Origin of the sequence: Variovorax endophyticus (assembly GCF_025376855.1) — a bacterium.
In the GTDB taxonomy this organism is placed as follows: domain Bacteria; phylum Pseudomonadota; class Gammaproteobacteria; order Burkholderiales; family Burkholderiaceae_C; genus Variovorax.
Genome location: NZ_JAHUTH010000006.1, coordinates 37171 through 59254, shown reverse-complemented (window position 1 = coordinate 59254; position 22084 = coordinate 37171). Strand labels below are relative to the sequence as shown.

Here is a 22084-nt window from a genome sequence, read left to right as displayed (position 1 = left end):
GCTCCCGTTCAATAGGTGCGGCTCGGCACGCCCGGCATGGACAGCGCCCACTGCGCGATCCGGTCCTTGCGTTCGAAGGCCACGCCCGGGTGCTTGTTCGCATAGGCCAGGAACTCGCCCAGCGCCTTCACGCGCGCGGGCGTGCCGCCGATGCGGTCGTGGGTGGAGATCGACATCATCCGCCGGCGTCCGGCCGCCTCGGCATAGAGCTGGTCGAACTCGTCCTTGAGCTCCTGGCCGAAGGCCGCGGCCGTGAGCGGACCCTCCGCGCCGAAGCGCGCGATGTCGTTCATGCGCAGCGTGTAGGGCACGACCGCGAAGGGCTTGCCGTTGACCTGCGTGGTCATCGGCTCGTCGGCCGAGAGGTCGTCGATGTGGTACGTGAAGCCCAGTTCCTGCAGGATGCCGAGCGTGCGTGGCGTGCCGCGCAGCCAGAACGCGTTGTAGCCCGCGGGACGGGTGCCGGTGGCCTTGAGCAGCGCATCGATGTTGGCCTGGTACGAGGCGCGCTCCTGCTCGGGCGAGATGTCCCAGTGCGGGGTCCAGGTCTGGCCATGCGCGGCGGCTTCGTGGCCGCGCTGCACGATCTCGCGCGCGAGCTGCGGGTTGCGCTCCACGGCCTGGCCGGTCATGTGCGAAGTCACCTTCACGCCATGCCGGTCCCACAGGTCGAGCAGCCGCGGGATGCCTTCGCGCACGCCGTATTCGAACCAGGTGCGCGCCGGCAGGTCCGGGTACTTCGCATCCATCGGCGGAAACGGCGAGCCGTTGTCGTGCTCGCTCTGCGCGCCCGACTCGAACTGCATCGACACCGAGATCACGAGCCGCGCGCCGTTCGGCCAGTGACGGCCGGTAGCGGCCTTGGCCGCGGCCTTCGGCCGCGCCTGGGCCCGCGCTTCGCCGGCTGCCAGGCCGGACAGCGCGGCGGCCGCCACCGTGCCCGCGCCGCCGCGCAGGATGTTGCGGCGCTCGAGGCTGCCGATGGAGGGGTTGGCGTTCATCTGGAGGATCCCTTTCATGGATGGTGGGGTTTCGAGGGCGGGTTCCACTGCTGCTTCCAGTAGTTCGCCTTGGGGTGCTCGCGCAGGAACACGCAGCACTGCACCCATTGGCCGGGCGACAGCGCCTCGACCGCGCGGGACAGCACCGTGAACGTTGTGTCGGCCATCCGCTGGCTCACCTCGCTCGCGCGCGGATTCGTCAGCACCAGCGTGGCGATCAGTTGCTGCGCGCCGGGCTCGTCGCCGCAGAGTTCGGCCACGATGGGTTGCACGCGCGACTTCAGATCGCCGAGCGCGGCCGATCCGCTGTCCGCGAGCGCGCGGTGCAGCGTCCGCAGGGTCCGCGGCCAATCGATGGCCGCGAGCAGGGGAGGCGACGCCTCGACAACGATGTGGGGCATGGCGCGCGACCTCAATCCAGCTTGATGCCGGCCTCGCGGATCAGTTGCTGCCAGCGGATGCGCTCGCCGGCCATCATCCGCGCGAAGCCCTGCGGCGAGCTGTCGACCGTGATCGATCCCAGTTCCGCGAGCTTGTCGCGCGTGTTCTTCTGCGCCAGCGCGCGGCGCATGTGGTCGACCAGCCAGGCCTGGCGTTCGCTCGGCGTGGCCGCGGGCGCGACGAAGCCGTACCAGCCGCCGATCTGCGCATCGACGCCGCTCTCCTTGAGCGTCGGGACCTCGGGCAGCGCGGGAATGCGCGCGGGGCTGGTCACGGCGAGCGCCTTGAGCCGGCCCGACACGATGTGCTGCAGCACCGCCGGCGTGGCCTCGAACAGCAGTTGCACGGTGCCGCCCATCAGATCGTTGAGCGCCGGCGCCGAGCCGCGGTACGGCACGTGCAGGATCGACACCTGCGCCTCGCGCTTGAAGAGTTCGGCCGCCAGGTGCTGCGGCGTGCCGTTGCCCGCCGAGGCGTAGGAGTAGCGGCCCGGCGCCTTGCGCAGCACCTCGAGCGCCGCGCGCAGGTTCGGCGCGGGGAACGAGGGATGCGCCACCATCACCAGCGGCACCGATGCGGCCCAGGCCAACGGCGCGAAGTCCTTGGCCGGGTCGTAGTTGAGCTTGGGATAGAGCGCGGCATTCGCAGCCATCGGGCCGAGCGCCGCGAGCAGCAGCGTGTGGCCGTCGGCCTCGCCGCGCGCCACGGCTTCGGTGCCGATGTTGCCACCCGCGCCGCCGCGGTTGTCCACGAGCACCGTGGCGCCGCTCTCCGTCTGCAGCGCATGCGCCATCAGGCGCGAGATCGCGTCGGTGGTGGCGCCGGCCGGATACGGGCAGACGATGCGGATCGGCTTGGAGGGAAAGGCCTGTGCGTGCGATGCGCCGGCAAGGCCGGGGATGGCAAGGGCCGCGCCGGCCTGGAGGAAATTTCGTCGCTGCATGAATCGGTGCTTCCTGATGTCTCGTCTTGGGAGGCAGTTTCAGAGGATGCGCCGGCCGCGGCAAATCGCATTTTTCGGCACGCCCCATCGGATAATCCGATAGCCATGACCGCACGCCCCAGCAGCCGCGCCCAGCGCGCACGCGATCCCCTCGAGCTCGTTTCGCTGCGGCAACTGCGCTACTTCAGCGCCGCGATGCGCGCGCCCAGCTTCAACGAGGCGGCGCGCGAATGCTCGATCTCGCAGCCCGCGTTGTCGGAACAGATCGCGCTGCTCGAGCAGGTGCTCGGCGTGCCACTGTTCGACCGCACCGGCGGCCGCGCGGTCCCCACGCTGTCTGGGCACGAACTCGAACGCCGCATCGCGGGCAGCCTGCTCGAACTGCAGTCGGCCTTGCGCGAGGTGCCCGAGCGAGCCGACACCATCTCGGGCCTGGTGCGCGTGGGACTCGTGCAGTCCTACGGCGCCTGCTGGGTGGTGCCGGTGATGCGCGCGGCGCAGGCGCGCTGGCCCGCGCTGTCCGTGGCGCTGCGGCGGCGCACCGCGCACGCGCTCGAGGAAGGCGTGCTGCGCGGCGACTTCGAGTTCGCGGTGAGCTTCGATCCGCATCCCCATGCCGACCTCGAGATCGCGCAGTGCTTCGTCGAGCGGGCCGTCGCCGTCGGCGCCCTGCCGCGGCGCGCGCGGCGGCTCACGCTGGCGCAGCTCGCGCCTTGCGGGCTCGCGCTGCTGCCGAGCGAATACATGATGCGCCGCGAGCTCGACGCGGCCTTCGCCTCGCAGGGCCTCAAGCCGCAGGTCCGGCTCGAATCGGATGCACTCGAAGACCTGGTGGCGGCCGCGCGCGAGAGCGGCATGGTCGCGATCCTCAACGCCGCGGCCGCATCGAGCCTGGCGGTGCACGACGCGGTGCCGATCGACAGCGTCGAACTGCAGCGCAAGGCCTGCCTCGTGCGTTCGCGCACACGCCATCACACGAACGCGTCGCGCCATCTCTGGGATGCGCTGGTCGCGGGCGCGCCGGCCCTGCCGTCGGGCTGGACCGCGCCCGGCAAGGCACGGCGCTAGATGCTTCGCAGGTTCACGCGCCGCGACAAGGCCTCGGCACTCTCGCGCCGCTCGCTGTAGCGATCGACCAGATGGCCGGCGCAGTCGCGCGTCAGCAGCGTGAACTTGACCAGCTCCTCCATGACGTCGACCACGCGTTCGTAGTACGGCGAGGGCTTCATGCGCCCGGCTTCGTCGAACTCGAGGTAGGCCTTGGCCACCGAGGACTGGTTCGGGATGGTGATCATGCGCATCCAGCGTCCGAGCACGCGCAGCTGGTTCACCGCATTGAAGGACTGCGAGCCGCCCGAGACCTCCATCACGGCCAGCGTCTTGCCCTGCGTCGGCCGCACGGAGCCGACCGACAGCGGGATCCAGTCGAGCTGCGCCTTCATGATGCCGGTCATCGCGCCATGGCGTTCCGGCGAGCACCAGACCATGCCTTCGGACCACTGCGCGAGCGCGCGCAGCTCCTGCACCTTCGGATGGTCCTCGGGTTCGCTGTCGGGCAGCGGCAGGCCGCGCGGATCGAAGACGCGGGTCTGCGCGCCCAGCGTGCGCAGCAACCGCTCGGCCTCTTCGGTCAGCAGGCGGCTGTACGAGCGCTCGCGGACCGAGCCGTAGAGCAACAGGATGCGCGGCGCGTGCGTCGAACGCTCGGCGGGCCACAGGTGCCGTGGGTCCGGCAGCCGGAAGGCCTCCGCATCCAGGTTCGGCAGGTCAGGGCTTGGCGACACGCTGGCCTTTCGCATCGATGACGGGCTCGCCGTCTTCCTTCGAGAACGCGCCGCGCTGGGCGTGCGGCAGCAGGTCGAGCACGGCCTCCGATGGCCGGCACAGGCGCGTGCCCAACGGCGTGACGACGATCGGGCGGTTGATGAGGATCGGATGCGCGAGCATGAAGCCGATCAGCTCCGCATCGGTCCACTTCGCATCGGCCAGCCCGAGCTCGTCGTGGGGCGTGCCCTTCTGGCGCAGCAGGTCGCGCACGCCGATGCCCATGTCGGCGACCAGTTGCTCGAGCGTTGCGCGGCTCGGCGGATGCTTGAGGTACTCGATGACGGTCGGCTCCTCGCCGCTGTTGCGGATCAGCGCGAGCACGTTGCGCGACGTGCCGCAGTCGGGGTTGTGATAGATCGTGATGTCGCTCATGGAAGGGAGGGATGTCGCTGGTGAGAAAGCAGATCAGCCGAAGCTCAGGCGCAGTGCGAGCGCGGCGAGGGTCAGGGCGAGCACGGGCACCGTCATGACGACGCCCACCTTGAAGTAGCAGTCCCAGCCGATGGTGGTGCCCTTCTTCGCGAGCACATGCAGCCACAGCAAGGTGGCGAGGCTGCCGATCGGCGTGATCTTCGGGCCCAGGTCGCAGCCGATGACGTTGGCGTAGACCATCGCCTCCTTCACCACGCCGGTGGCGCCCGAGGCATCGATGGAGAACGCGCCGACCAGCACCGTCGGCATGTTGTTCATCACGGAGGACAGCACGGCCGCCAGGAAACCCGTGCCCAGGGCCGCGCCCCAGATGCCGCCTTGCGCGAACACGTCGAGCAGCGTCGAGATCCGCTCGGTCAGGCCGGCATTGCGCAGGCCGTAGACCACCAGGTACATGCCCAGCGAGAACACGACGATCTGCCAGGGCGCGCCGCGCAGCACCTTGCGCGTGGCAATGACCTCGCCGCGGGCCGCCACGGCCAGCAGCAGCAGCGCGCCAACGGCCGCCACGGCGCTGACCGGCACGCCCAATGGCTCGAGGCCGAAGAAGCCGACGAGCAGCAGCACCAGCACGACCCAGCCCGCGCGGAAGGTGGCCGGGTCGCGAATGGCATCGGCCGGGCGCTTGAGGCGGCTGGCGTCGTAGCGCGCGGGGATGTCGCGACGAAAGTAGAGCAGCAAGGCCAGCAGGCTGGCGACCACCGCAACGAGGTTGACCGGCACCATCACCGCCGCATAGGCGCTGAAACCGATCCCGAAGAAGTCGGCCGAGACGATGTTGACGAGATTCGACACGATCAGCGGCAGGCTCGCGGTGTCGGCGATGAAGCCCGCCGCCATCACGAAAGCCAGGGTGGTGGCCGGCGTGAAGCCCAGCGCCACCAGCATGGCCATCACGATCGGCGTGAGGATCAGCGCGGCGCCGTCGTTGGCGAACAGCGCCGAGACGGCCGCGCCCAGCAGCACGATGAAGGCGAACAGCCGGCCGCCGCTGCCGCCGCCCCAGCGCGCGACGTGCAGCGCGGCCCATTCGAAGAAGCCGGCCTCGTCGAGCAGCAGGCTGATGACGATCACGGCGATGAAGGTCCCGGTGGCATTCCAGACGATCTGCCAGACCCGCACGACGTCGGGCGGATGCACCACGCCGAGGGCCAGGGCCACCAGCGCGCCCAGCGCGGCGCTCCATCCGATGCCGAGGCCGCGCGGCTGCCAGATGACGAGCACCAGGGTCGCGAGAAAGATGAGAACGGCGGTGAGCATGAGGATGGCGCCGACCGTCAGCAGTCGCAGGACGCGCCTTGCGCATCGACCTCGCAGGGCTGCCCCTGGCAGCAGTTCTCGCTCAGATAGGCCAGCAGCCCGTTCATCCGGTCGAACGAGGCGCGGTAGATCAGGTGACGCCCCTGCCGCTCCTGCGACACCAGGCCCGCGCGGCCCAGCTCCTTGAGATGGAACGACAGGCCCGTGGCCGGAACGCCCAGCGTTTCGGTCAGCGCGCCAGGCGTCATGCCCTGCGGGCCGGCCACGACCAGGGCGCGAAACACGCGCAAGCGCACGCTCTGGGCGAGTGCCATGAGGGAACGGATGACGACTTCTTCTTCCATATTTCAATCATCGTTGAAATATTGAATCGTGGCAACCGACTTCCGGCTCGGCCCGCTCCGGCGCTTGAAACCCCGGCGATTGCCCTTATGATTAGCACTCGCTGTGGTTGAGTGCTAACAAGCCTCGCCTCCAGTCGACGGGCAACCGGTCCTGCGGGATGGGCGCCCAAAAAACCACCACCCAGTTTCTTATCCAGGAGATGCAATGAAACTTCGTCCTTTGGCCGATCGCGTGATCGTCAAGCGTGTTGACAGCGAAACCAAGACTGCCTCGGGCATCGTCATTCCCGACGCCGCCGCCGAAAAGCCCGATCAGGGTGAAGTCCTGGCCGTGGGCCCGGGCAAGCGCAACGACAAGGGCGAACTGGCCGCACTGACCGTCAAGGTCGGCGACCGCGTCCTGTTCGGCAAGTACAGCGGCCAGACCGTCAAGGTCGGCGGCGACGAACTGCTGGTCATGAAGGAAGACGACCTGTTCGCGGTCGTCGAGAAGTAATTCAACAGATCCCCATTCGGAGTAATAGAACATGGCAGCAAAAGACGTAGTCTTCGGCGGTGAAGCCCGCGCACGCATGGTCGAGGGTGTGAACATCCTGGCCAACGCGGTCAAGGTCACCCTGGGCCCCAAGGGCCGCAACGTGGTGCTCGAGCGCTCGTTCGGCGCCCCCACCGTGACCAAGGACGGTGTGTCGGTCGCCAAGGAAATCGAACTCAAGGACAAGCTGCAGAACATGGGCGCCCAGCTCGTGAAGGAAGTGGCTTCCAAGACTTCGGACAACGCCGGTGACGGCACCACCACCGCGACCGTGCTGGCACAAGCCATCGTGCGCGAAGGCTTCAAGTACGTGGCCGCCGGCATCAACCCGATGGACCTGAAGCGCGGCATCGACAAGGCCGTGACGGCCCTGGTCGAAGAGCTGAAGAAGGCTTCGAAGCCCACCACCACGTCGAAGGAAATCGCTCAAGTCGGCTCGATCTCGGCCAACAGCGACGAAACCATCGGCAAGCTCATCGCCGACGCGATGGACAAGGTCGGCAAGGAAGGCGTGATCACCGTCGAAGACGGCAAGTCGCTGGACAGCGAACTGGACGTCGTCGAAGGCATGCAATTCGACCGCGGCTACCTGTCGCCCTACTTCATCAACAACCCCGAGAAGCAATCGGCGCTGCTCGACAACCCCTTCGTGCTGCTGTTCGACAAGAAGATCAGCAACATCCGTGACCTGCTCCCCACGCTGGAACAAGTCGCCAAGGCCGGTCGTCCGCTGCTGATCATTGCCGAAGAAGTCGAGGGCGAAGCCCTGGCGACGCTGGTCGTGAACACGATCCGCGGCATCCTGAAGGTCGTGGCCGTCAAGGCGCCTGGCTTCGGCGACCGCCGCAAGGCCATGCTCGAAGACATCGCCATTCTGACGGGCGGCAAGGTCATCGCCGAAGAAGTCGGCCTGACCCTCGAGAAGGTGACGCTGGCCGACCTGGGCCAGGCCAAGCGCATCGAAGTGGGCAAGGAAAACACCATCATCATCGACGGCGCCGGCGCTGCTGCCGACATCGAAGCCCGCGTGAAGCAAGTGCGCGTGCAGATCGAGGAAGCCACGAGCGACTACGACCGTGAAAAGCTGCAAGAGCGCGTGGCCAAGCTGGCCGGCGGCGTTGCGGTGATCAAGGTCGGCGCCGCCACCGAAGTCGAAATGAAGGAAAAGAAGGCTCGCGTCGAAGACGCCCTGCACGCCACCCGCGCTGCAGTGGAAGAAGGCGTGGTTGCCGGTGGTGGCGTGGCCCTGCTGCGCGCCAAGCAAGCCGTGGGCGACAAGGTCAAGGGCGACAACGCCGACCAGGACGCCGGCATCAAGCTGGTGCTGAAGGCCATCGAAGCCCCCCTGCGCGAAATCGTGAACAACGCCGGCGGCGAAGCCTCGGTGGTGGTGAACGCGGTGCTGGCCGGCAAGGGCAACTACGGTTTCAATGCCGCCAACGACTCGTATGGCGACATGCTCGAGCTGGGCATCCTGGACCCGACCAAGGTGACCCGCACCGCGCTGCAGAACGCCGCCTCGGTGGCCTCGCTGCTGCTGACGACCGAAGCCATGGTGGCTGACGCTCCGAAGGACGAAGCTCCTGCCGGCGGCGGCATGCCCGACATGGGCGGCATGGGTGGCATGGGCGGCATGGGCATGTAATTGCCTCTCGCCCGGCGAGCGCTTCGGCGTTCGGCGGGCGGGTCGTCCAGACACGAAGAAGGCCGGGGTTCGCCCCGGCCTTTTTCATTTCGAGCGCCGTCTCGGCCCCGCCGCGGTCGACGCCATGTCGATCGGCAGCGGCGCATCGGCCTTGACCTCGCGCAGCACGATCGCCGAGCGCACGTGCGTCACGCCGGCCTGCTCGAACAGCGTGGTGTGCAGGAATTGCTCGTAGTGCTTGATGTCGGGCACCAGCACCGTGAGGATGTAGTCGGCCGGCCCGGTGGCCGAGGCACAGCGCACCACCTGCGGACTCGCGGCCACCGCACGCTCGAAGTCGCGCACCTTGGCCTCGCTGTGGCGGTCGAGGTTCACCTCGGTCACGGCCGCGAGGTTCAGCCCCACCTTCTCGCGGTCGACGATCACCGTGTAGCCGCGGATCACGCCGCTGGCCTCCATGTCCTTGATGCGGCGCCAGCAGGGCGTGGGCGACAGTCCCACCGCGTCGGCGATCTGCTGCACGGTCTGGCGCGCGTCGCGCTGCAGTTCGTCGAGGATGCGCAGCGAATGATGGTCGAGAGGAATGAATTCGTCGTTCATGGCGATTTTCGAGATGGATATTCCTGATTACAGGGTCACCCTGTAGTGATTCAAGAGAATATTCCTCCTGAGCGAGAACAACAATCTCGCAATGAATTCGAATGACCTCTCTTCGGCCGCAGCCCCCACCCGCGCCGCCGAAACCGCCGCCACGACCACCCTCGCCCGTCCGGGCTACCAGCTCGCCGACAACCTCTGGGCGAGCTCGGGCGTGGTCTTTCTCACCGGCACGCAGGCGCTGGTGCGCCTCTTGTGCATGCAGCGCCAGCGCGATGCCGCGCGCGGCCTCGACAGCCGCGGCTTCGTCAGCGGCTACCGCGGCTCGCCGCTCGGCATGGTCGACCAGGCGATCTGGAAGGCCGGCAGCCGCTTCGAGCAGGAGGGCGTGCGCTTCGTGCCCGCCATCAACGAGGAGCTGGCCGCCACCCAGGTGCTCGGCACCCAGCGCGTGGAGTCCGACCCCGAGCGCGAGGTCGAGGCCGTGTTCGGCATGTGGTACGGCAAGGGCCCGGGCGTGGACCGCGCGGGCGACGCGATCAAGCACGGCAACGCCTACGGCGCCTCGCCCAACGGCGGCGTGCTGGTGGTGGCGGGCGACGACCACGGCTGCGTGTCCTCGTCGATGCCGCACCAGTCCGACCAGGCCTTCGCGGCCTGGGGCATGCCGGTGCTGCAGCCGGCCAACGTGGCCGAGCTGGTGGAGTTCGGGCTCTACGGCTATGCGCTCTCGCGCTATTCGGGCACCTGGGTCGGCATGCCGGCGCTGTCGGAGGTGGTCGAGAGCTCGAGCACGGTCGACCTCGACCTGATCCTCGCGCGCAGCGCCGCCTGGCTCGATGCCGACGGCGTGCGCGAGGCCACCGGCCACCGCGCGCCGGCCGACGGCCTGCACTACCGCTGGCCCGACCTGCCCTCGCTGCGCATCGAGTCGCGGCTGGCCGACAAGCACGAGGCGGTGGCCGCCTTCGCGCGCGTCAACAGCATCGACCGCGTGGCGGTCGAGAGCCCCGAGGCGCGCGTCGGCATCGTGACCTGCGGCAAGGCCCACTACGACCTGATGGAGGTGCTGCGCCGGCTCGAGATCCCGACCGAACGCCTGGCCGCGGCCGGCGTGCGCATCTACAAGGTGGGCCTGAGCTTCCCGCTCGAGCAGACGCGCATGCGCGCCTTCACGGCGGGCCTGGCCGAGGTGCTGGTGATCGAGGAGAAAGGCGCCTTCGTCGAGAGCCAGCTGCGCGACATGTTCTACAACGCGCCGGCCGACGCACGCCCGGCGCTGGTCGGCAAGCACGACCGCGACGGCCGCCCCTTCATCTCGGCGCTCGGCGAGCTGCGGCCCTCGCGGCTGATCGAGCGCGTGGCCGAATGGCTCGAGCGCCACGTCGGCGGCGCCGACGGCATCGGCCGCCCGACCGAGCGCGTGCGCGACTTCACGCCGCCCGACCTGCTGGCCAACGCCAGCGATGCCGTGAAGCGCCTGCCCTACTTCTGCGCCGGCTGCCCGCACAACACCAGCACCAAGGTGCCCGAGGGCTCGACCGCGCGCGCCGGCATCGGCTGCCACTTCATGGCCAGTTGGATGGAGCGCGGCACCGCGGGCCTGGTGCAGATGGGCGGCGAAGGCGTGGACTGGATCTCGCATTCCAAGTTCACGCGCGTGCCGCACGTGTTCCAGAACCTCGGCGACGGCACCTACTACCACTCGGGCTACCTGGCGATCCGCCAGGCGGTGGCGGCCAAGGCCACCATGACCTACAAGATCCTGTTCAACGACGCGGTCGCGATGACCGGCGGCCAGCCGGTGGACGGCGTGATCACCGTCGACGCGATCGCGCGCCAGGTCGAATCGGAAGGCGTGGCGCGCGTGGTGGTGGTCAGCGACGACATCCGCAAGTACGACGGCCAGAAGGACCGCTTCCCGGCCGGCACCGGCTTCCACGACCGCAGCCTCCTCGACACGGTGCAGCGCGAGCTGCGCGAGGTGGCGGGCGTCACCGTGCTGATCTACGAGCAGACCTGCGCCGCCGAGAAGCGCCGCCGGCGCAAGAAGGGCGAGCTCGCCGATCCGCCCAAGCGCCTGTTCATCAACCAGGCGGTGTGCGAGGGCTGCGGCGACTGCACGGTGCAGAGCAACTGCGTGGCGGTGGTGCCGCACGAGACGCCGCTGGGCCGCAAGCGCCAGATCGACCAGACCCACTGCAACAAGGACTACTCCTGCGCCCAGGGCTTCTGCCCGAGCTTCGTGGGCGTCACCGGTGCCTCGCTGCGCCGCAAGGCCGGCGCGCTGCAGCGCGAGAAGGACGCCGTGCTGGCGCGCGCCGCCGCGCTGCCGCAGCCCCCGGGCCACGACTGGGACAACGCGCCCTACGACCTGCTGGTCACCGGCGTCGGCGGCACCGGCGTGGTGACCGTGGGCGCGCTGGTCGCGATGGCCGCGCACCTCGAGGGCAAGGCCGCGAGCGTGCTCGACTTCATGGGCTTCGCGCAGAAGGGCGGCTCGGTGCTGAGCTTCGTGCGCATGGCGAGCCATCCGGAGCGCCTGAACCAGGCCCGCATCGACACCCAGCAGGCCGATGCCGTGCTGGCCTGCGACCTCGTCGTCGGCGCCTCGCCCGAGGCGCTGCAGGCCGTGCGCCACGGCCGCACGCGCATCCTCGCGAACCTGCACGAGATCCCGGTCGCCGAGTCGCTGCGCAATCCCGACGCCGAGCTGCACATCGACCTGCTGCTCGAGAAGCTGCAGTTCGCGGCCGGCGAGGAACAGGTGAAGACCTTCGACGCGCAGGCGCTGGCCGAGGAGTTCATCGGCGACACGCTGGCCGCCAACATCCTCGCCGTGGGCTATGCGTGGCAGCTCGGCCTGGTGCCGCTGGGCTTCGAGGCGCTGATGCGCGCCATCGAACTCAACGGCGTGGCGGTCGCCGCCAATCACCTGGCCTTCGCGCTGGGCCGCATGGCCGCGGCCGATCCCGAAGGGCTCGAGCGCCTGGGCGACACGCTGCAGCCCGCGTCGACGATGGACCTCGCGAACGCGGCCGACGGCAACGACCTCGAGGCCATCGTCGCGCGCGGCGTGGCCCATCTCTCGGGCTACCAGAACGCCGCCTGGGCGCGGCGCTTCGAGACCCGCATCCGCGCGCTGCAGCAGCGCGAATCGGCGCTCGGCGGCGATGCCTCGCTGCCCTTCACGCGCAACGCGGCGCGCAGCCTGCTCAAGCTCATGAGCTACAAGGACGAGTACGAGGTGGCGCGCCTGTACACCGACGGCAGCTTCCAGCGCAGCCTGATGGAACAGTTCGAGGGCGAGAAGATCAAGCTCGAGTTCCACATGGCCCCGCCCTTCCTCGCACCGCCGAAGAACGGCCAGGCCCCGCGCAAGATCCGCTTCGGCGCCTGGATGCTGCCCGCGATGCGCCTGCTCGCGCACGGCAAGGCGCTGCGCCACACGCCCTTCGATCCCTTCGGCCGTACGCAGGAGCGGCGGCTGGAGCGCGAGCTGATCGCCCACTTCGAGGCCCGGCTCGACGAACTGGCGCAGGACATGGCGGCCGCCGACCAGAAGCTGCTGGCCGACATCGCCGCGCTGCCGATGACGATTCGCGGCTACGGCCACGTGAAGATCGGCAACCTCGCGCTGGCGCGTGCGCGCGAAGCCGAACTGCTGCACCGCCTGCGGCCGCAGCGCTATCCGGCGCCGGCCTCGACCAAGGCCGCGGGGCAGATCAAGGGCATCGCGATCGTCGCGGCGCACTGAGGCCGCGGAGGCACTCAGGCCTCGAAGGACGCGCGCAGCAGCGGATAGAGCTTGCGAAAGCGCGCATGCCGCGCGCGGTGCCCCGCAGCGGCCTCGGCCTTCGGATCGAAGCGCTGCCGCACCGCGGGCGCGGTGCAGACCGCGGCGATCGCGCCGCCGTCGGCCAGCCAGGCCAGCCGCGCGGCGCCCAGCGCGCCACCGGCCTCGCCACCCTCGGCCAGCGTCAGCGGCACCTCGAGGATGTCGGCCAGCAGCTGCGCCCACCAGCTGCTGCGCGCGCCGCCCCCCACCAGCGCCAGCGCGCCCGCGGGCCGCGCCAGCGTGTCGAGCCCGTCGCGCAGGCCGAAGCTCACGCCCTCGACCACGGCATAGGCGATGTCGTCGGCGCCGTGCGCCTGCGTGAGCCCGAAGAGCACGCCCTGCGCGTTCGCGTTGTTGTGCGGCGAGCGTTCGCCCGACAGGTAGGGCAGGAAGATCGGCGCGCGCGCACGCGCCGCGTCGTCGAGCCGCGCGGCCGCCGCCAGCAGCGTGGCCTCGTCGCCGAAGCCCAGGTGCCGCGAGGCCCAGCTCACGGCGCTCGCGGCCGAGAGCATCACCGACATCTGGTGCCAGCGGCCCGGCAGCGCATGGCAGAAGGCATGCACCGCCTGCGCGGGATTCGGTTCGAAGCGGCTGGAGGCGACGAAGATCACGCCCGAGGTGCCGAGCGAGACGAAGCCCTGCCCCGGCTCCACGATGCCCATGCCGACCGCGCTGGCGGCGTTGTCGCCCGCGCCGCCGGCGATCTTCACGTCCGCAGCCAAGCCCCAGCGTTCGGCGAGCGCGGGCTTCAGCATGGCAGAGACCTCGCTGCCCTCCACCAGCCGCGGCATCTGCGCCCGCACGAGGCCGGTGGCCGCGAGCAGCTCGTCGGACCAGTCGCGCGCGCCGACGTCGAGCCACAGCGTGCCGGCCGCGTCGGACATCTCGCCGACCGCCTCGCCGCTCAGCATGAAGCGCAGCCAGTCCTTGGGCAGCAGCACGCGCGCCACGCGCGCGAAGATGTCCGGCTCGTGCTCGCGCACCCACAGCAGCTTGGGCGCCGTGAAGCCCGGCATCGCGAGGTTGCCCGCGATTTCGCCCAGGCGCGGCACCGCGCGCGTCAGCGCCTCGCACTGCGCGCCGCTGCGGCCGTCGTTCCAGAGGATGGCCGGGCGCAGCACCTCGCCGGCCGCGTCGAGCAGCGTGGCGCCGTGCATCTGGCCCGACAGCCCGATGGCGCGCACCTGCGCGAGCGCCGCCGGCTGGTCGACGCGCAGCTGCGCCATCACCTGCTCGAGCGCCTGCCACCATTGCGCGGGCGATTGTTCGGACCACAGCGGATGCGGCCGGTCCACGGTCAGCGATGCGCGCGCCACGCCGACGATGCGGTGATCGTCGGCGAGCAGCAGCGCCTTGAGCTCGGACGTGCCGAGGTCGAGTCCCAGATACAAGAGAAGCTCCCGGTGGGTTTGGATGAAAGGCGGCGTTCAGGCCATGCCGTTGCCGAAGCGGGTGTCGGCCTGGCGGCGGAACTCGCTGGGCGTCATGCCCTTGATCTCGAGAAAGCGCCGGTTGAAGTTCGCCACGTTGTTGAAGCCGACCTGGTAGCAGATGTCGGTCACGTAATGGTCGGTCTGCATCAGCAGGTGGCAGGCGCTGTTGATGCGCACGCGGTTGACGAAGTCGGTGAAGCTGTTGCCGGTGGAACGCCGGAAGAAGCGGCTGAAGCGGCTCTCGCTCATGCCGAGCTCGGCGGCCAGGTCGGCCATCGAGAGCTGCTCGGTCATGTTGTTGGTGATGCGGTTGACGATGCCGTTGATCTGGTCGACCTGCGCATCGCCATCGGCGCCCTGCGCGCCCTGCATCTGCACGCTCGACAGCAGCCGGTAGTCGGTGCACTGCGCGAGGTCGGCCAGGAAGCCCAGGAACAGCCCGAGCCGGCGCACGCCGCGCGCGGCCTTGATGTCGTCCCAGTGCCGCTGCGCCTGCTGCGAGAGGCCGAAGAACTCGATGCCGTGGCGCGCGCGCTCGAGCAGCTGCATGACCTCGCGCAGCTCGGGAATCTGCGCCGCGGCCTGCTCGATCGGCTCGTGCCGGAACTGGATCACGCGGTCGCGCCCGGCGGCACCTCCTTCGGGCACGTCGAGCGAGATCCAGTTGTGCGGCAGCCGCGGGCCGCACAGCACCAGGTGGCCGGGCTGGAACGGCCCGATCCAGTCGCCGATGAAGGCCTTGCCCGAGGTCTCGGTGATCAGGTGCAGCTCGTAGTCCTCGTGGAAGTGCCAGCGCACCAGCGGGCTCGGGAAGCCATGCGCCAGGCATCGCACCAGGCCGGTCTCCTCGGGCGCCTCGTAGCCCAGCGAGGGCGAGCGCGCGAAGTCGCGCTCCAGCTCGGGCTGGCGCTGGCGGGGAATCGAACGCTTGCGGGTGGTGGTGGTCATGGCTGCATGCTCGCTGGCGGGCCGCGCCCGCTGCCAATGCAAGGGTGCTAGAGATTGTCTCCCTGCGCCAGCGCCGCCTGCACGGCCGCCAGCACCGGTGGATCGGCACCCTCGCGGGTGCAGTTCAGGGCCGCGGCGGTGGCGGCGAAGCGCATCACCGCGCGCCAGCCGTCGTCGCCGAGCGCCGCGAGCTGGTCGCGGTGCTCCACGCCCTGGTCGAGCAGCGCGACCGACAGGCCGGCCGTGAAGGTGTCGCCGGCGCCGATGGTGTCGACCACCTGCACGCGCGGCGCGGCCACCGACAGCGGCGCCTTGCCCGCGCGCCACAGCGTGGCGCCCTCGCCGCCGCGCGTGACGATGACGGCGCGCGCGCCCGCGGCCAGGATCTCGGTGGCCAGCGCATCGACCGGGCGATCCGGTGCCAACAGCGCGGCATCCTCGTCGCTGAGCTTCACGAGGTCGGCCATCGCGAACCAGTTGGCGACTCGCAGGCGGTAGGCCGCGAGGTCGGGGATCAGGCTGGGCCGCACGTTGGGATCGAACACGATCACGCAGCGGCCCGCGTTGGCGCTCACGAGGTCGGCGATGCGCGTCGCGGCCGGCTCCTGCAGCAGCGAGATCGAGCCGAAGTGCAGGAAGCGGCAGTCGGCCGGCAGCTGCGGCAGCGGCTCGGGCGCCCAGGTCGCGTCGGCGCTGCCGTGCGTGTAGAAGGCATAGCGGTTGGTCTGCGGCGTGCGCTCGACGAAGGCCAGGGTCGAGGGCGCGCTGCTGCGAAGGATGAAGCCGGTGTCGACGCCATTGCGTTCGAGGAAGGCCATCAGCCGCTCGCCGAACAGGTCGGTCGACAGCTGCGTGAAGAAGCCCGTGTGCTGGCCCAGGCGCGCGCAGGCCACGGCCGTGTTGAGCGGCGAACCGCCCTCGTGGCCGAGGAAAGCCAGTGCGCCGGCCTCGCTGGCGGTGAAATCGATCAGGGCTTCGCCCGTGAGTGCAATGCGCATGGTGGAGAAAGGATTTTCTTCGGTCAGTTCAGGGCGCCAGCGTCGTCCAGGAAGCCGCGTTCGGCGGCCAAGGTGGCGGGATGGTCGAGCAGTTCGGCGAACAGGCGCGGCGGGATCGTGATGGCGCCGACGCCCAGCGCGAGCAGCGACAGGTAGGCCTCGCGCGAGCGGATGCTCGCCACCAGCAGCCGCGTGCCCGACGCGGGCCGTTGCGCGACCAGCGACTGCATGCGCGCGATCAGCGCGAGCCCGTCCTGGCCGGCATCCTCGAGCCGCCCGAGGTACGGCGCCGCATAGGCCGCGCCCAATTGCGCCGCGAAGTGCGCCTGCTCGGGCGCGTAGACGGCGGTCCAGGTCACGGGCACGCCCTGCGCGATCAGCCGCGCGCCGGCCACCAGGCCCTGGCGCGTGGCGGGAATCTTGACGACGAGCTGGCCGGCGTCGAACTTCGGCAGCAGCGAGCGCGCATCCTCGAGCATGCCGTCGACCTCGCTCGAGTACACCTGAGCCTGCACCTGGCGCGCACCCAGCTCGATGCAGCGCTGCAGCAGGCCGGGCACGTCGGCGCGACCGACACCGGCGCGCCGAAGCAAGGTCGGGTTGGTCGTCACGCCATGGACGACCGGGTGCGGCAGGCAGGCCCGCAACTCCGCGAGGTCGGCGCTGTCGAGGTAGAGATGGAAATCGTCGTTCATGGATCGCGTGCGGCGGGGGCCGGCTATCTTCTCACCGGGCGGCCCGCGCTTCACCGCAAGGAAGGCAAGCGCTCCGATACTTTCCTGACTTCGCTGCAGCGTGCATCGCCACCTCAGCTCATGACGTTGCCGCCATCGACGTTCAAGGTCTGCGCCGTGATGTAGCGCGCCTCGTCGCTGGCCAGGAACACGGCCGCGCCCGCGATGTCGCCCGGCAGGCCCATGCGGCCCAGCGGCACCTCGAGCCCCACGCGCCGCTTCTTCTCGCCGAGGGCCAGTCCCTCGGCCCGGGCGAACAGGCTGTCGACCTGGTCCCACATCGGCGTGTCGACCACGCCGGGCGCGATGCCGTTGACGCGGATGCCGTGCGGCGCCATCGCGAGCGCCGCGCTCTGGGTGTAGCTGATCACGGCGGCCTTGGTGGCGCAGTAGTGCGACACCAGCGCCTCGCCGCGCCGCCCCGCCTGCGAGGCCATGTTGATGACCGAGGCACCGCGGGTGCCGGCTTCCACCATGTGGCGCAGCACGGCCTGCATGACGAAGAACATGCCCTTCACGTTGACGGCGAACAGGCGGTCGAACGAGGCCTCGTCGCTGTCCAGCAGCGGCGCGAGATCGAACACGGCGGCGTTGTTGAACAGCACGTGGATCGGCCCGAAGGCCACCTGCGCCTCGACCAGCAGGCGCGCGATGGCCTGCATGTCGGTCACGTCGGCCGCGATGTAGGCCAGGCGATCGGGATGGCGCTGCTGCAGCGCGCGCACCGCCTCGGAGGGCGCGGCCGCGCGATCGACCACGCTGCAGCGCGCGCCCTCGGCGATGCAGGCCTCGGCGACCGCCAGGCCGATGCCGCCGCCCGCGCCGGTCAGCAGCACATGGCGATCCTGCAGCCGGGTGTTCATGCCTTGTCGCCGATGAAACTCGCGACACGCCCGCTCGCGCGGCGCACCGCATCGACCAGCCGCGCATCGCCCGCGATCGGGCCCCACAGGCCCGCGTCCGCGCACAGCGCGGCGACCGGGTCGGCCGCATCGCAGATCGCATGCGCCACGGCTTCGTCCATGCCCTGGTCCTGGTAGGCATAGGGCAAGGTGCCGCGGTGCCAGCGCTGCAGGAAGGCCAGGAACAGCGCGGGCAGCATCGCCACGCTGTCGATGGGCTGGCCAGCGGCCAGCCGCTCGCGCACGGTGGGTGCGATGAAGCCAGGGATCTTCGAGAAGCCGTCGGCTGCCACGCGCTGGTTGGTGTCGCGGATGGCGGGGTTGCCGAATCGGTCGAGCACCACGTCGCGGTAGGCCGCGAGGTCGATCGGGCTCGGGCTCAGGCAGGGAATGACGTCGTCGCTCACGTAGTCGAAGGCCATCTGGCGGATGGCGGCGTCGTGCGTGCCCTCGTGGATGAAGCCGAGCCCCACCAGCGTGCCGGCCCAGGCGATGCAGCTGTGGGTGGCGTTGAGGATGCGGATCTTGGCTTCCTCGTAGGGCTGCACCGAGTCGACCAGTTCGACACCCACGCGCGCCCAGTCGGGGCGGCCGGCCGCGAAGTCGTCCTCGATGACCCACTGGATGAAGCTCTCGCCGGTGATCGCGGCCGCGTCGTCGCGACCGGTGGCGGCCTGCACGCGCGCGCGCAGCTCGGGCGGCGGGCGCGGCGTGATGCGGTCGACCATGGCGTTGGGGCAGCGGGTGTTGGCCTGCGTCCAGGCCAGCAGCTCGGCATCGCCCGCGCGCTCGATGAACTCGAGCAGGCCGGCGCGGAAGCGCTCGCCGTTGTGGCGCAGGTTGTCGCAGTTCAGCAGCGTGAGCGGGCCCGCGTCGGCCGCCTTGCGCGCGCGCAGGATCGCGCAGACGGCGCCGTAGATGGTCACGCCCGCGCCACCCGCCTCGCCTTTGGCGGCACGCGCGATGTCGGCAGCGAGGTCGGCGAAGGACAGGTCGAGCCGGCCCTTGGTGTCGAGGTAGTAGCCGGCCTCGGTGACGGTGAAGGAGACGATGCGCGTCGACGGCGCGGCGCCGCGCGCGATCGGGCCGGCGAGCGAGGGCTCGTAGGGCAGCACCTCGCGGATGGCCTCGATCTGCTCGTAGCGGTACTCGCCCGCGGGCGACACGGTTTCGAGCGTGTAGCGGCCGCCCTGGGCGCGCAGCGCCTCGACGACCTCGGCCATGTCGGGCCGGATGTTGGCGCCCGAGATCGACCAGCGCGTGTCGCCCGCGTCGATCAGCCGCTGCAGGTAGACCGCCTGGTGCGCCCGGTGGAAGGACCCGAGGCCGAGGTGGAGCACCGTGAACTCCGAGGGAGCGGGTGGAAGGGGTGCTGCTGCGAGAGTCACGAAGAATGTCCCGGAAGAGGAAGAGTGAAACGAGAGAGGGGATTCAGGCCGCGACCGCGCGCCCGTCGCGCGTGAACAGGTGCAGCACCGAGGGATCGAGCTCGACCGCCACGTCGTCGCCGGCCTGCAGCGGCGTGCGGTCGTTCTGGCGCGCCACCAGCGGCACGCCGCCCACGTCGACGTGGATCAGCGTGTCGGCGCCCAGCGCCTCGATCAGCTCGACGCGGCCCTGCACGTCCGACACCGGTGCGCCGGCCTTCGCATGCACGCGCAGGCCCTCGGGCCGCACGCCGAGGAAGCCGTCGCTCGGCAGCCGGCCGCCGGTGGCGGCCGAGAAGCTCGGGATGGCGCTGGCCGCCACCATGTTCATCGAGGGCATGCCAATGAACTGCGCGACGAACTGGTTGGCCGGGCGGTCGTAGAGCTCGAGCGGCGTGCCGACCTGCTCGATCAGCCCGTCCTTGAGCACCACCACGCGGTCGGCCAGGGTCATGGCCTCGACCTGGTCGTGCGTGACGTAGATGGTGGTCGCGCCCAGCGCGCGGTGCAGCTTGTGGATCTCCACGCGCGTGTTGCCGCGCAGCGCCGCGTCGAGGTTCGACAGCGGCTCGTCGAACAGGAACACCTTGGGCGCGCGCACGATGGCGCGGCCGATGGCCACGCGCTGGCGCTGGCCGCCCGAGAGGTCCTTGGGCAGGCGGTCGAGGTACTGCGTGAGGTTCAGCGTCTTGGCCGCATGCTCGACCTTGGTCTTGATCTCGGACTTGCTCGTGCCCGCGAGCTTGAGCGCGAAGGACATGTTGTCGTACACGCTCATGTGCGGATAGAGCGCATAGCTCTGGAACACCATCGCGAGGTCGCGCTTGCCCGAGGGCGCCCAGGTGATGTCCTTGCCGTCGAGCAGCAGGTTGCCGCTGGTGATCGGCTCGAGTCCCGCGATCAGCCGCAGCAGGGTCGACTTGCCGCAGCCCGAAGGCCCGACGAAGACGATGAATTCGCCCTTCTGGATTTCGAGGTCGACGCCCTTGATGATGTTGACGTCACCAAAGCTCTTCTTGATGTTCTTGAGTTCGAGGTAGGCCATGGGGTGTCTCCCTTTCTTTACTTGACGGCGCCGAAGGTCAGGCCTTGCACGAGTTGCTTCTGGCTGAACCAGCCGAACACGACGATGGGCGCGATGGCCATCAGCGAGGCCGCCGACAACTTGGCCCAGAACAGGCCCTCGGGGCTCGAGTACGAGGCGATCAGCGTGGCCAGCGTGCCGGCCTTGGCCGAGGTGAGGTTGAGCGCCCAGAAGGCTTCGTTCCAGCTCAGCACCAGGCACAGCAGGCCGGTGGAGGCGAGGCCGCCGACCGACAGCGGCATCACGACATGGCGGAACTCGGTCCACAGGCTCGCGCCGTCCATGCGCGCGGCCTCGAGGATCTCGTTCGGGATGTCCTTGTAGGCGCTGTAGAGCATCCAGACCATGATCGGCAGGTTCGACAGCGTGAACACGATGGTCAGCGCGCTCAGCGAGTCCAGCATGCCCGCGGTCTGCGCGAGCACGTAGATCGGCACCAGCGCGCCCACGGCCGGCATCATCTTGGTCGAGAGCATCCACATCAGGATGTCGCGCGTCTTCTTCGTGCGGAAGAAGGCCATCGAGTACGCGGCCGGCGCCGCGATCAACAGGCCGAGGATGGTCGAGCCCAGGCTGGTGATCAGCGAGTTGCGCGCGTACAGCAGGTAGTCGCTGCGCCGCTGCACCTCGCCGAAGTTGTCGAGCGTGGGCTCGAAGATGAACAGCGGCGGCACGTGGATCGCCTGCAGCTCGGTCTTGAAGGCCGTGAGAAACAGCCAGCCGAGCGGGAAGAACAGCAGCAGCGCGACGGCCCAGGCACCGACGGTGCGCAGCAGTTGCGGCAGGAAATTGCTGGGCGCTTTTTGTTGCATGGCGTGGCGCTCCTCAGTCCAGGTTCTTGCCGATGATGCGGATCAGGAACACGGCCACGATGTTGGCCAGCACCACCGCGAACAGCGCGCCCGCTGAAGCCACGCCCACGTCGAAGTTCATGAGCGACTGCTTGAAGATCATGTAGGTCATGTTCGTGCTCTCGTTGCCCGGGCCGCCGTTGGTGGTGATGGCGATCTCGGCGAACACGCTGAGCAGGAAGATCATCTCGATCATGATCACCACCGCCATCGGGCGCGCGAGGTGCGGCACGGTGAGGTAGAAGAAGCGCTGGAACGCGCTCGCGCCGTCCATGCGCGCGGCCTCCATCTGCTCGCGGTCGAGCGACTGCAGCGAGGTGATGAAGATCAGGCAGGCGAAGGGCAGCCATTGCCAGGCCACCATGATGATCACCGACAGCAGGGGCACGTCGGTGAGCCAGTCGATCGGCTGGGCGCCGAACATGCGCCACACGTCGGCCAGGATGCCGTAGATCGGGTTCATCATCATGTGCTTCCACAGCAGCGCGTTGACCGCGGGCATGACGAAGAAGGGCGAGATCAAGAGCACACGCACGATGCCGCGGCCCGGGAAGGGTTCGTTGACCAGCAGCGCGAGCAGCACGCCGAGCACCACGGTGATGCCGATCACGCTGCCGATCAGGAGCAGCGTGTTCCAGGTCGCGGGCCAGAAGTCCGGGTCGGTGACGAAGTACTCGAAGTTGGCGAGGCCCGCGAAGGGATGGTCGCCGGGCTGCATGAGGTTGTAGTTCACGAACGAGAAGTACAACGTCATCGCGAGCGGCACGATCATCCAGAGGAAGAGCGTGAGCACGGCCGGCGCCATGAGCGCGCGGGGCAGGAGTCTTTTCATGGGTGATCCCTT

General features: G+C 69.5%; 21 protein-coding genes. 4 read left to right on the top strand and 17 right to left on the bottom strand.

What is annotated here, in order from left to right; translation table 11 throughout:
- Positions 1-8: 8 nt before the first annotated feature.
- Genes KV106_RS09645 through KV106_RS09635 form a run of 3 tightly spaced genes read right to left on the bottom strand, consistent with a single transcriptional unit; the run spans position 9 to position 2385 of the window.
- Positions 9-1019, bottom strand: a complete 1011-nt coding sequence (locus KV106_RS09645) for a polysaccharide deacetylase family protein (protein ID WP_261209718.1) — start codon at positions 1017-1019, stop codon at positions 9-11.
- On the bottom strand, positions 1016-1402 hold the full coding sequence (locus tag KV106_RS09640) for a 5-carboxymethyl-2-hydroxymuconate Delta-isomerase (RefSeq protein WP_261209716.1): 387 nt from the start codon (positions 1400-1402) through the stop codon (positions 1016-1018). The genes KV106_RS09645 and KV106_RS09640 overlap by 4 nt, the downstream gene beginning before the upstream one ends.
- An 11-nt stretch (positions 1403-1413) precedes the next feature.
- On the bottom strand, positions 1414-2385 hold the full coding sequence (locus KV106_RS09635; RefSeq protein WP_261209713.1) for a Bug family tripartite tricarboxylate transporter substrate binding protein: 972 nt from the start codon (positions 2383-2385) through the stop codon (positions 1414-1416).
- 105 nt (positions 2386-2490) lie between these two features.
- Here KV106_RS09635 and KV106_RS09630 point away from each other — a divergent pair, with 105 nt between their 5' ends.
- Positions 2491-3453: a LysR family transcriptional regulator gene (locus tag KV106_RS09630; RefSeq protein WP_261209711.1), complete on the top strand. Its 963-nt coding sequence runs from the start codon at positions 2491-2493 to the stop codon at positions 3451-3453.
- Here the strand turns inward: KV106_RS09630 and arsH are convergent.
- Genes arsH through KV106_RS09610 form a run of 4 tightly spaced genes read right to left on the bottom strand, consistent with a single transcriptional unit; the run spans position 3450 to position 6248 of the window.
- Positions 3450-4184, bottom strand: coding sequence for an arsenical resistance protein ArsH (gene arsH, locus KV106_RS09625; protein WP_261209709.1), 735 nt, complete (start codon positions 4182-4184; stop codon positions 3450-3452). The genes KV106_RS09630 and arsH overlap by 4 nt on opposite strands.
- Positions 4153-4584: an arsenate reductase (glutaredoxin) gene (gene arsC / locus KV106_RS09620; protein ID WP_261209707.1), complete on the bottom strand. Its 432-nt coding sequence runs from the start codon at positions 4582-4584 to the stop codon at positions 4153-4155. Before arsC ends, arsH begins: the two co-directional genes overlap by 32 nt.
- A 33-nt stretch (positions 4585-4617) precedes the next feature.
- Positions 4618-5904: an arsenic transporter gene (locus KV106_RS09615; RefSeq protein ID WP_261209705.1), complete on the bottom strand. Its 1287-nt coding sequence runs from the start codon at positions 5902-5904 to the stop codon at positions 4618-4620.
- 17 nt (positions 5905-5921) lie between these two features.
- A complete protein-coding gene (locus KV106_RS09610; RefSeq protein WP_261209703.1) occupies positions 5922-6248 on the bottom strand; it encodes an ArsR/SmtB family transcription factor in 327 nt (108 codons plus the stop codon).
- Positions 6249-6453: 205 nt separating this feature from the next.
- On the opposite strand from KV106_RS09610, the gene KV106_RS09605 reads away from it, so the two are divergent.
- On the top strand, positions 6454-6744 hold the full coding sequence (locus KV106_RS09605) for a co-chaperone GroES (RefSeq protein ID WP_007835162.1): 291 nt from the start codon (positions 6454-6456) through the stop codon (positions 6742-6744).
- Positions 6745-6775: 31 nt separating this feature from the next.
- Complete coding sequence (gene groL / locus KV106_RS09600; RefSeq protein WP_261209685.1) at positions 6776-8428, top strand: chaperonin GroEL; 1653 nt, start codon at positions 6776-6778, stop codon at positions 8426-8428.
- 84 nt (positions 8429-8512) lie between these two features.
- Here groL and KV106_RS09595 read toward each other — a convergent pair whose 3' ends face one another.
- Complete coding sequence (locus KV106_RS09595) at positions 8513-9028, bottom strand: Lrp/AsnC family transcriptional regulator (protein ID WP_261209683.1); 516 nt, start codon at positions 9026-9028, stop codon at positions 8513-8515.
- A 91-nt stretch (positions 9029-9119) separates the two neighbouring features.
- Here KV106_RS09595 and KV106_RS09590 point away from each other — a divergent pair, with 91 nt between their 5' ends.
- Positions 9120-12782 carry an indolepyruvate ferredoxin oxidoreductase family protein gene (locus KV106_RS09590; RefSeq protein ID WP_261209681.1) on the top strand — a complete coding sequence of 1221 codons (3663 nt, stop codon included), beginning with the start codon at positions 9120-9122 and terminating at the stop codon, positions 12780-12782.
- A gap of 14 nt (positions 12783-12796) precedes the next feature.
- Here the strand turns inward: KV106_RS09590 and xylB are convergent, their stop codons facing one another.
- The 9 genes from xylB to KV106_RS09545 all read right to left on the bottom strand — a co-directional run bounded on the left by xylB (position 12797) and on the right by KV106_RS09545 (position 22072).
- Complete coding sequence (xylB, locus tag KV106_RS09585) at positions 12797-14254, bottom strand: xylulokinase (RefSeq protein ID WP_261209679.1); 1458 nt, start codon at positions 14252-14254, stop codon at positions 12797-12799.
- A gap of 36 nt (positions 14255-14290) precedes the next feature.
- Entirely contained in the window at positions 14291-15244 is a 954-nt protein-coding gene (locus KV106_RS09580) for an AraC family transcriptional regulator (RefSeq protein WP_261209677.1), read from the bottom strand.
- A gap of 47 nt (positions 15245-15291) precedes the next feature.
- Complete coding sequence (locus tag KV106_RS09575) at positions 15292-16242, bottom strand: carbohydrate kinase family protein (RefSeq protein ID WP_261209675.1); 951 nt, start codon at positions 16240-16242, stop codon at positions 15292-15294.
- A 23-nt stretch (positions 16243-16265) separates the two neighbouring features.
- On the bottom strand, positions 16266-16937 hold the full coding sequence (locus KV106_RS09570; RefSeq protein ID WP_261209673.1) for a transaldolase family protein: 672 nt from the start codon (positions 16935-16937) through the stop codon (positions 16266-16268).
- 113 nt (positions 16938-17050) lie between these two features.
- On the bottom strand, positions 17051-17839 hold the full coding sequence (locus KV106_RS09565; RefSeq protein WP_261209671.1) for an L-iditol 2-dehydrogenase: 789 nt from the start codon (positions 17837-17839) through the stop codon (positions 17051-17053).
- Positions 17836-19218 (bottom strand): D-arabinitol 4-dehydrogenase, encoded by a 1383-nt coding sequence (gene dalD, locus KV106_RS09560; protein ID WP_261210125.1) that lies wholly within the window; start codon positions 19216-19218, stop codon positions 17836-17838. The genes KV106_RS09565 and dalD overlap by 4 nt, the downstream gene beginning before the upstream one ends.
- 91 nt (positions 19219-19309) lie before the next feature.
- A complete protein-coding gene (locus KV106_RS09555; protein WP_057594077.1) occupies positions 19310-20350 on the bottom strand; it encodes an ABC transporter ATP-binding protein in 1041 nt (346 codons plus the stop codon).
- A 17-nt stretch (positions 20351-20367) separates the two neighbouring features.
- On the bottom strand, positions 20368-21201 hold the full coding sequence (locus KV106_RS09550; RefSeq protein WP_261209668.1) for a carbohydrate ABC transporter permease: 834 nt from the start codon (positions 21199-21201) through the stop codon (positions 20368-20370).
- A gap of 13 nt (positions 21202-21214) precedes the next feature.
- Positions 21215-22072 (bottom strand): carbohydrate ABC transporter permease, encoded by an 858-nt coding sequence (locus tag KV106_RS09545; RefSeq protein WP_057594079.1) that lies wholly within the window; start codon positions 22070-22072, stop codon positions 21215-21217.
- Positions 22073-22084: the final 12 nt, after the last annotated feature.

What these genes read in the sequence shown, in the direction of transcription:
- KV106_RS09645 (WP_261209718.1), bottom strand. Translation starts at nt 1,019, where the DNA reads ATGAAAGGGATCCTCCAGATGAACGCCAACCCCTCCATCGGCAGCCTC.
- KV106_RS09640 (WP_261209716.1), bottom strand. Translation starts at nt 1,402, where the DNA reads ATGCCCCACATCGTTGTCGAGGCGTCGCCTCCCCTGCTCGCGGCCATC.
- KV106_RS09635 (WP_261209713.1), bottom strand. Translation starts at nt 2,385, where the DNA reads ATGCAGCGACGAAATTTCCTCCAGGCCGGCGCGGCCCTTGCCATCCCC.
- KV106_RS09630 (WP_261209711.1), top strand. Translation starts at nt 2,491, where the DNA reads ATGACCGCACGCCCCAGCAGCCGCGCCCAGCGCGCACGCGATCCCCTC.
- arsH (WP_261209709.1), bottom strand. Translation starts at nt 4,184, where the DNA reads ATGCGAAAGGCCAGCGTGTCGCCAAGCCCTGACCTGCCGAACCTGGAT.
- arsC (WP_261209707.1), bottom strand. Translation starts at nt 4,584, where the DNA reads ATGAGCGACATCACGATCTATCACAACCCCGACTGCGGCACGTCGCGC.
- KV106_RS09615 (WP_261209705.1), bottom strand. Translation starts at nt 5,904, where the DNA reads ATGCTCACCGCCGTTCTCATCTTTCTCGCGACCCTGGTGCTCGTCATC.
- KV106_RS09610 (WP_261209703.1), bottom strand. Translation starts at nt 6,248, where the DNA reads ATGGAAGAAGAAGTCGTCATCCGTTCCCTCATGGCACTCGCCCAGAGC.
- KV106_RS09605 (WP_007835162.1), top strand. Translation starts at nt 6,454, where the DNA reads ATGAAACTTCGTCCTTTGGCCGATCGCGTGATCGTCAAGCGTGTTGAC.
- groL (WP_261209685.1), top strand. Translation starts at nt 6,776, where the DNA reads ATGGCAGCAAAAGACGTAGTCTTCGGCGGTGAAGCCCGCGCACGCATG.
- KV106_RS09595 (WP_261209683.1), bottom strand. Translation starts at nt 9,028, where the DNA reads ATGAACGACGAATTCATTCCTCTCGACCATCATTCGCTGCGCATCCTC.
- KV106_RS09590 (WP_261209681.1), top strand. Translation starts at nt 9,120, where the DNA reads ATGAATTCGAATGACCTCTCTTCGGCCGCAGCCCCCACCCGCGCCGCC.
- KV106_RS09580 (WP_261209677.1), bottom strand. Translation starts at nt 15,244, where the DNA reads ATGACCACCACCACCCGCAAGCGTTCGATTCCCCGCCAGCGCCAGCCC.
- KV106_RS09575 (WP_261209675.1), bottom strand. Translation starts at nt 16,242, where the DNA reads ATGCGCATTGCACTCACGGGCGAAGCCCTGATCGATTTCACCGCCAGC.
- KV106_RS09570 (WP_261209673.1), bottom strand. Translation starts at nt 16,937, where the DNA reads ATGAACGACGATTTCCATCTCTACCTCGACAGCGCCGACCTCGCGGAG.
- KV106_RS09565 (WP_261209671.1), bottom strand. Translation starts at nt 17,839, where the DNA reads ATGAACACCCGGCTGCAGGATCGCCATGTGCTGCTGACCGGCGCGGGC.
- KV106_RS09555 (WP_057594077.1), bottom strand. Translation starts at nt 20,350, where the DNA reads ATGGCCTACCTCGAACTCAAGAACATCAAGAAGAGCTTTGGTGACGTC.
- KV106_RS09550 (WP_261209668.1), bottom strand. Translation starts at nt 21,201, where the DNA reads ATGCAACAAAAAGCGCCCAGCAATTTCCTGCCGCAACTGCTGCGCACC.
- KV106_RS09545 (WP_057594079.1), bottom strand. Translation starts at nt 22,072, where the DNA reads ATGAAAAGACTCCTGCCCCGCGCGCTCATGGCGCCGGCCGTGCTCACG.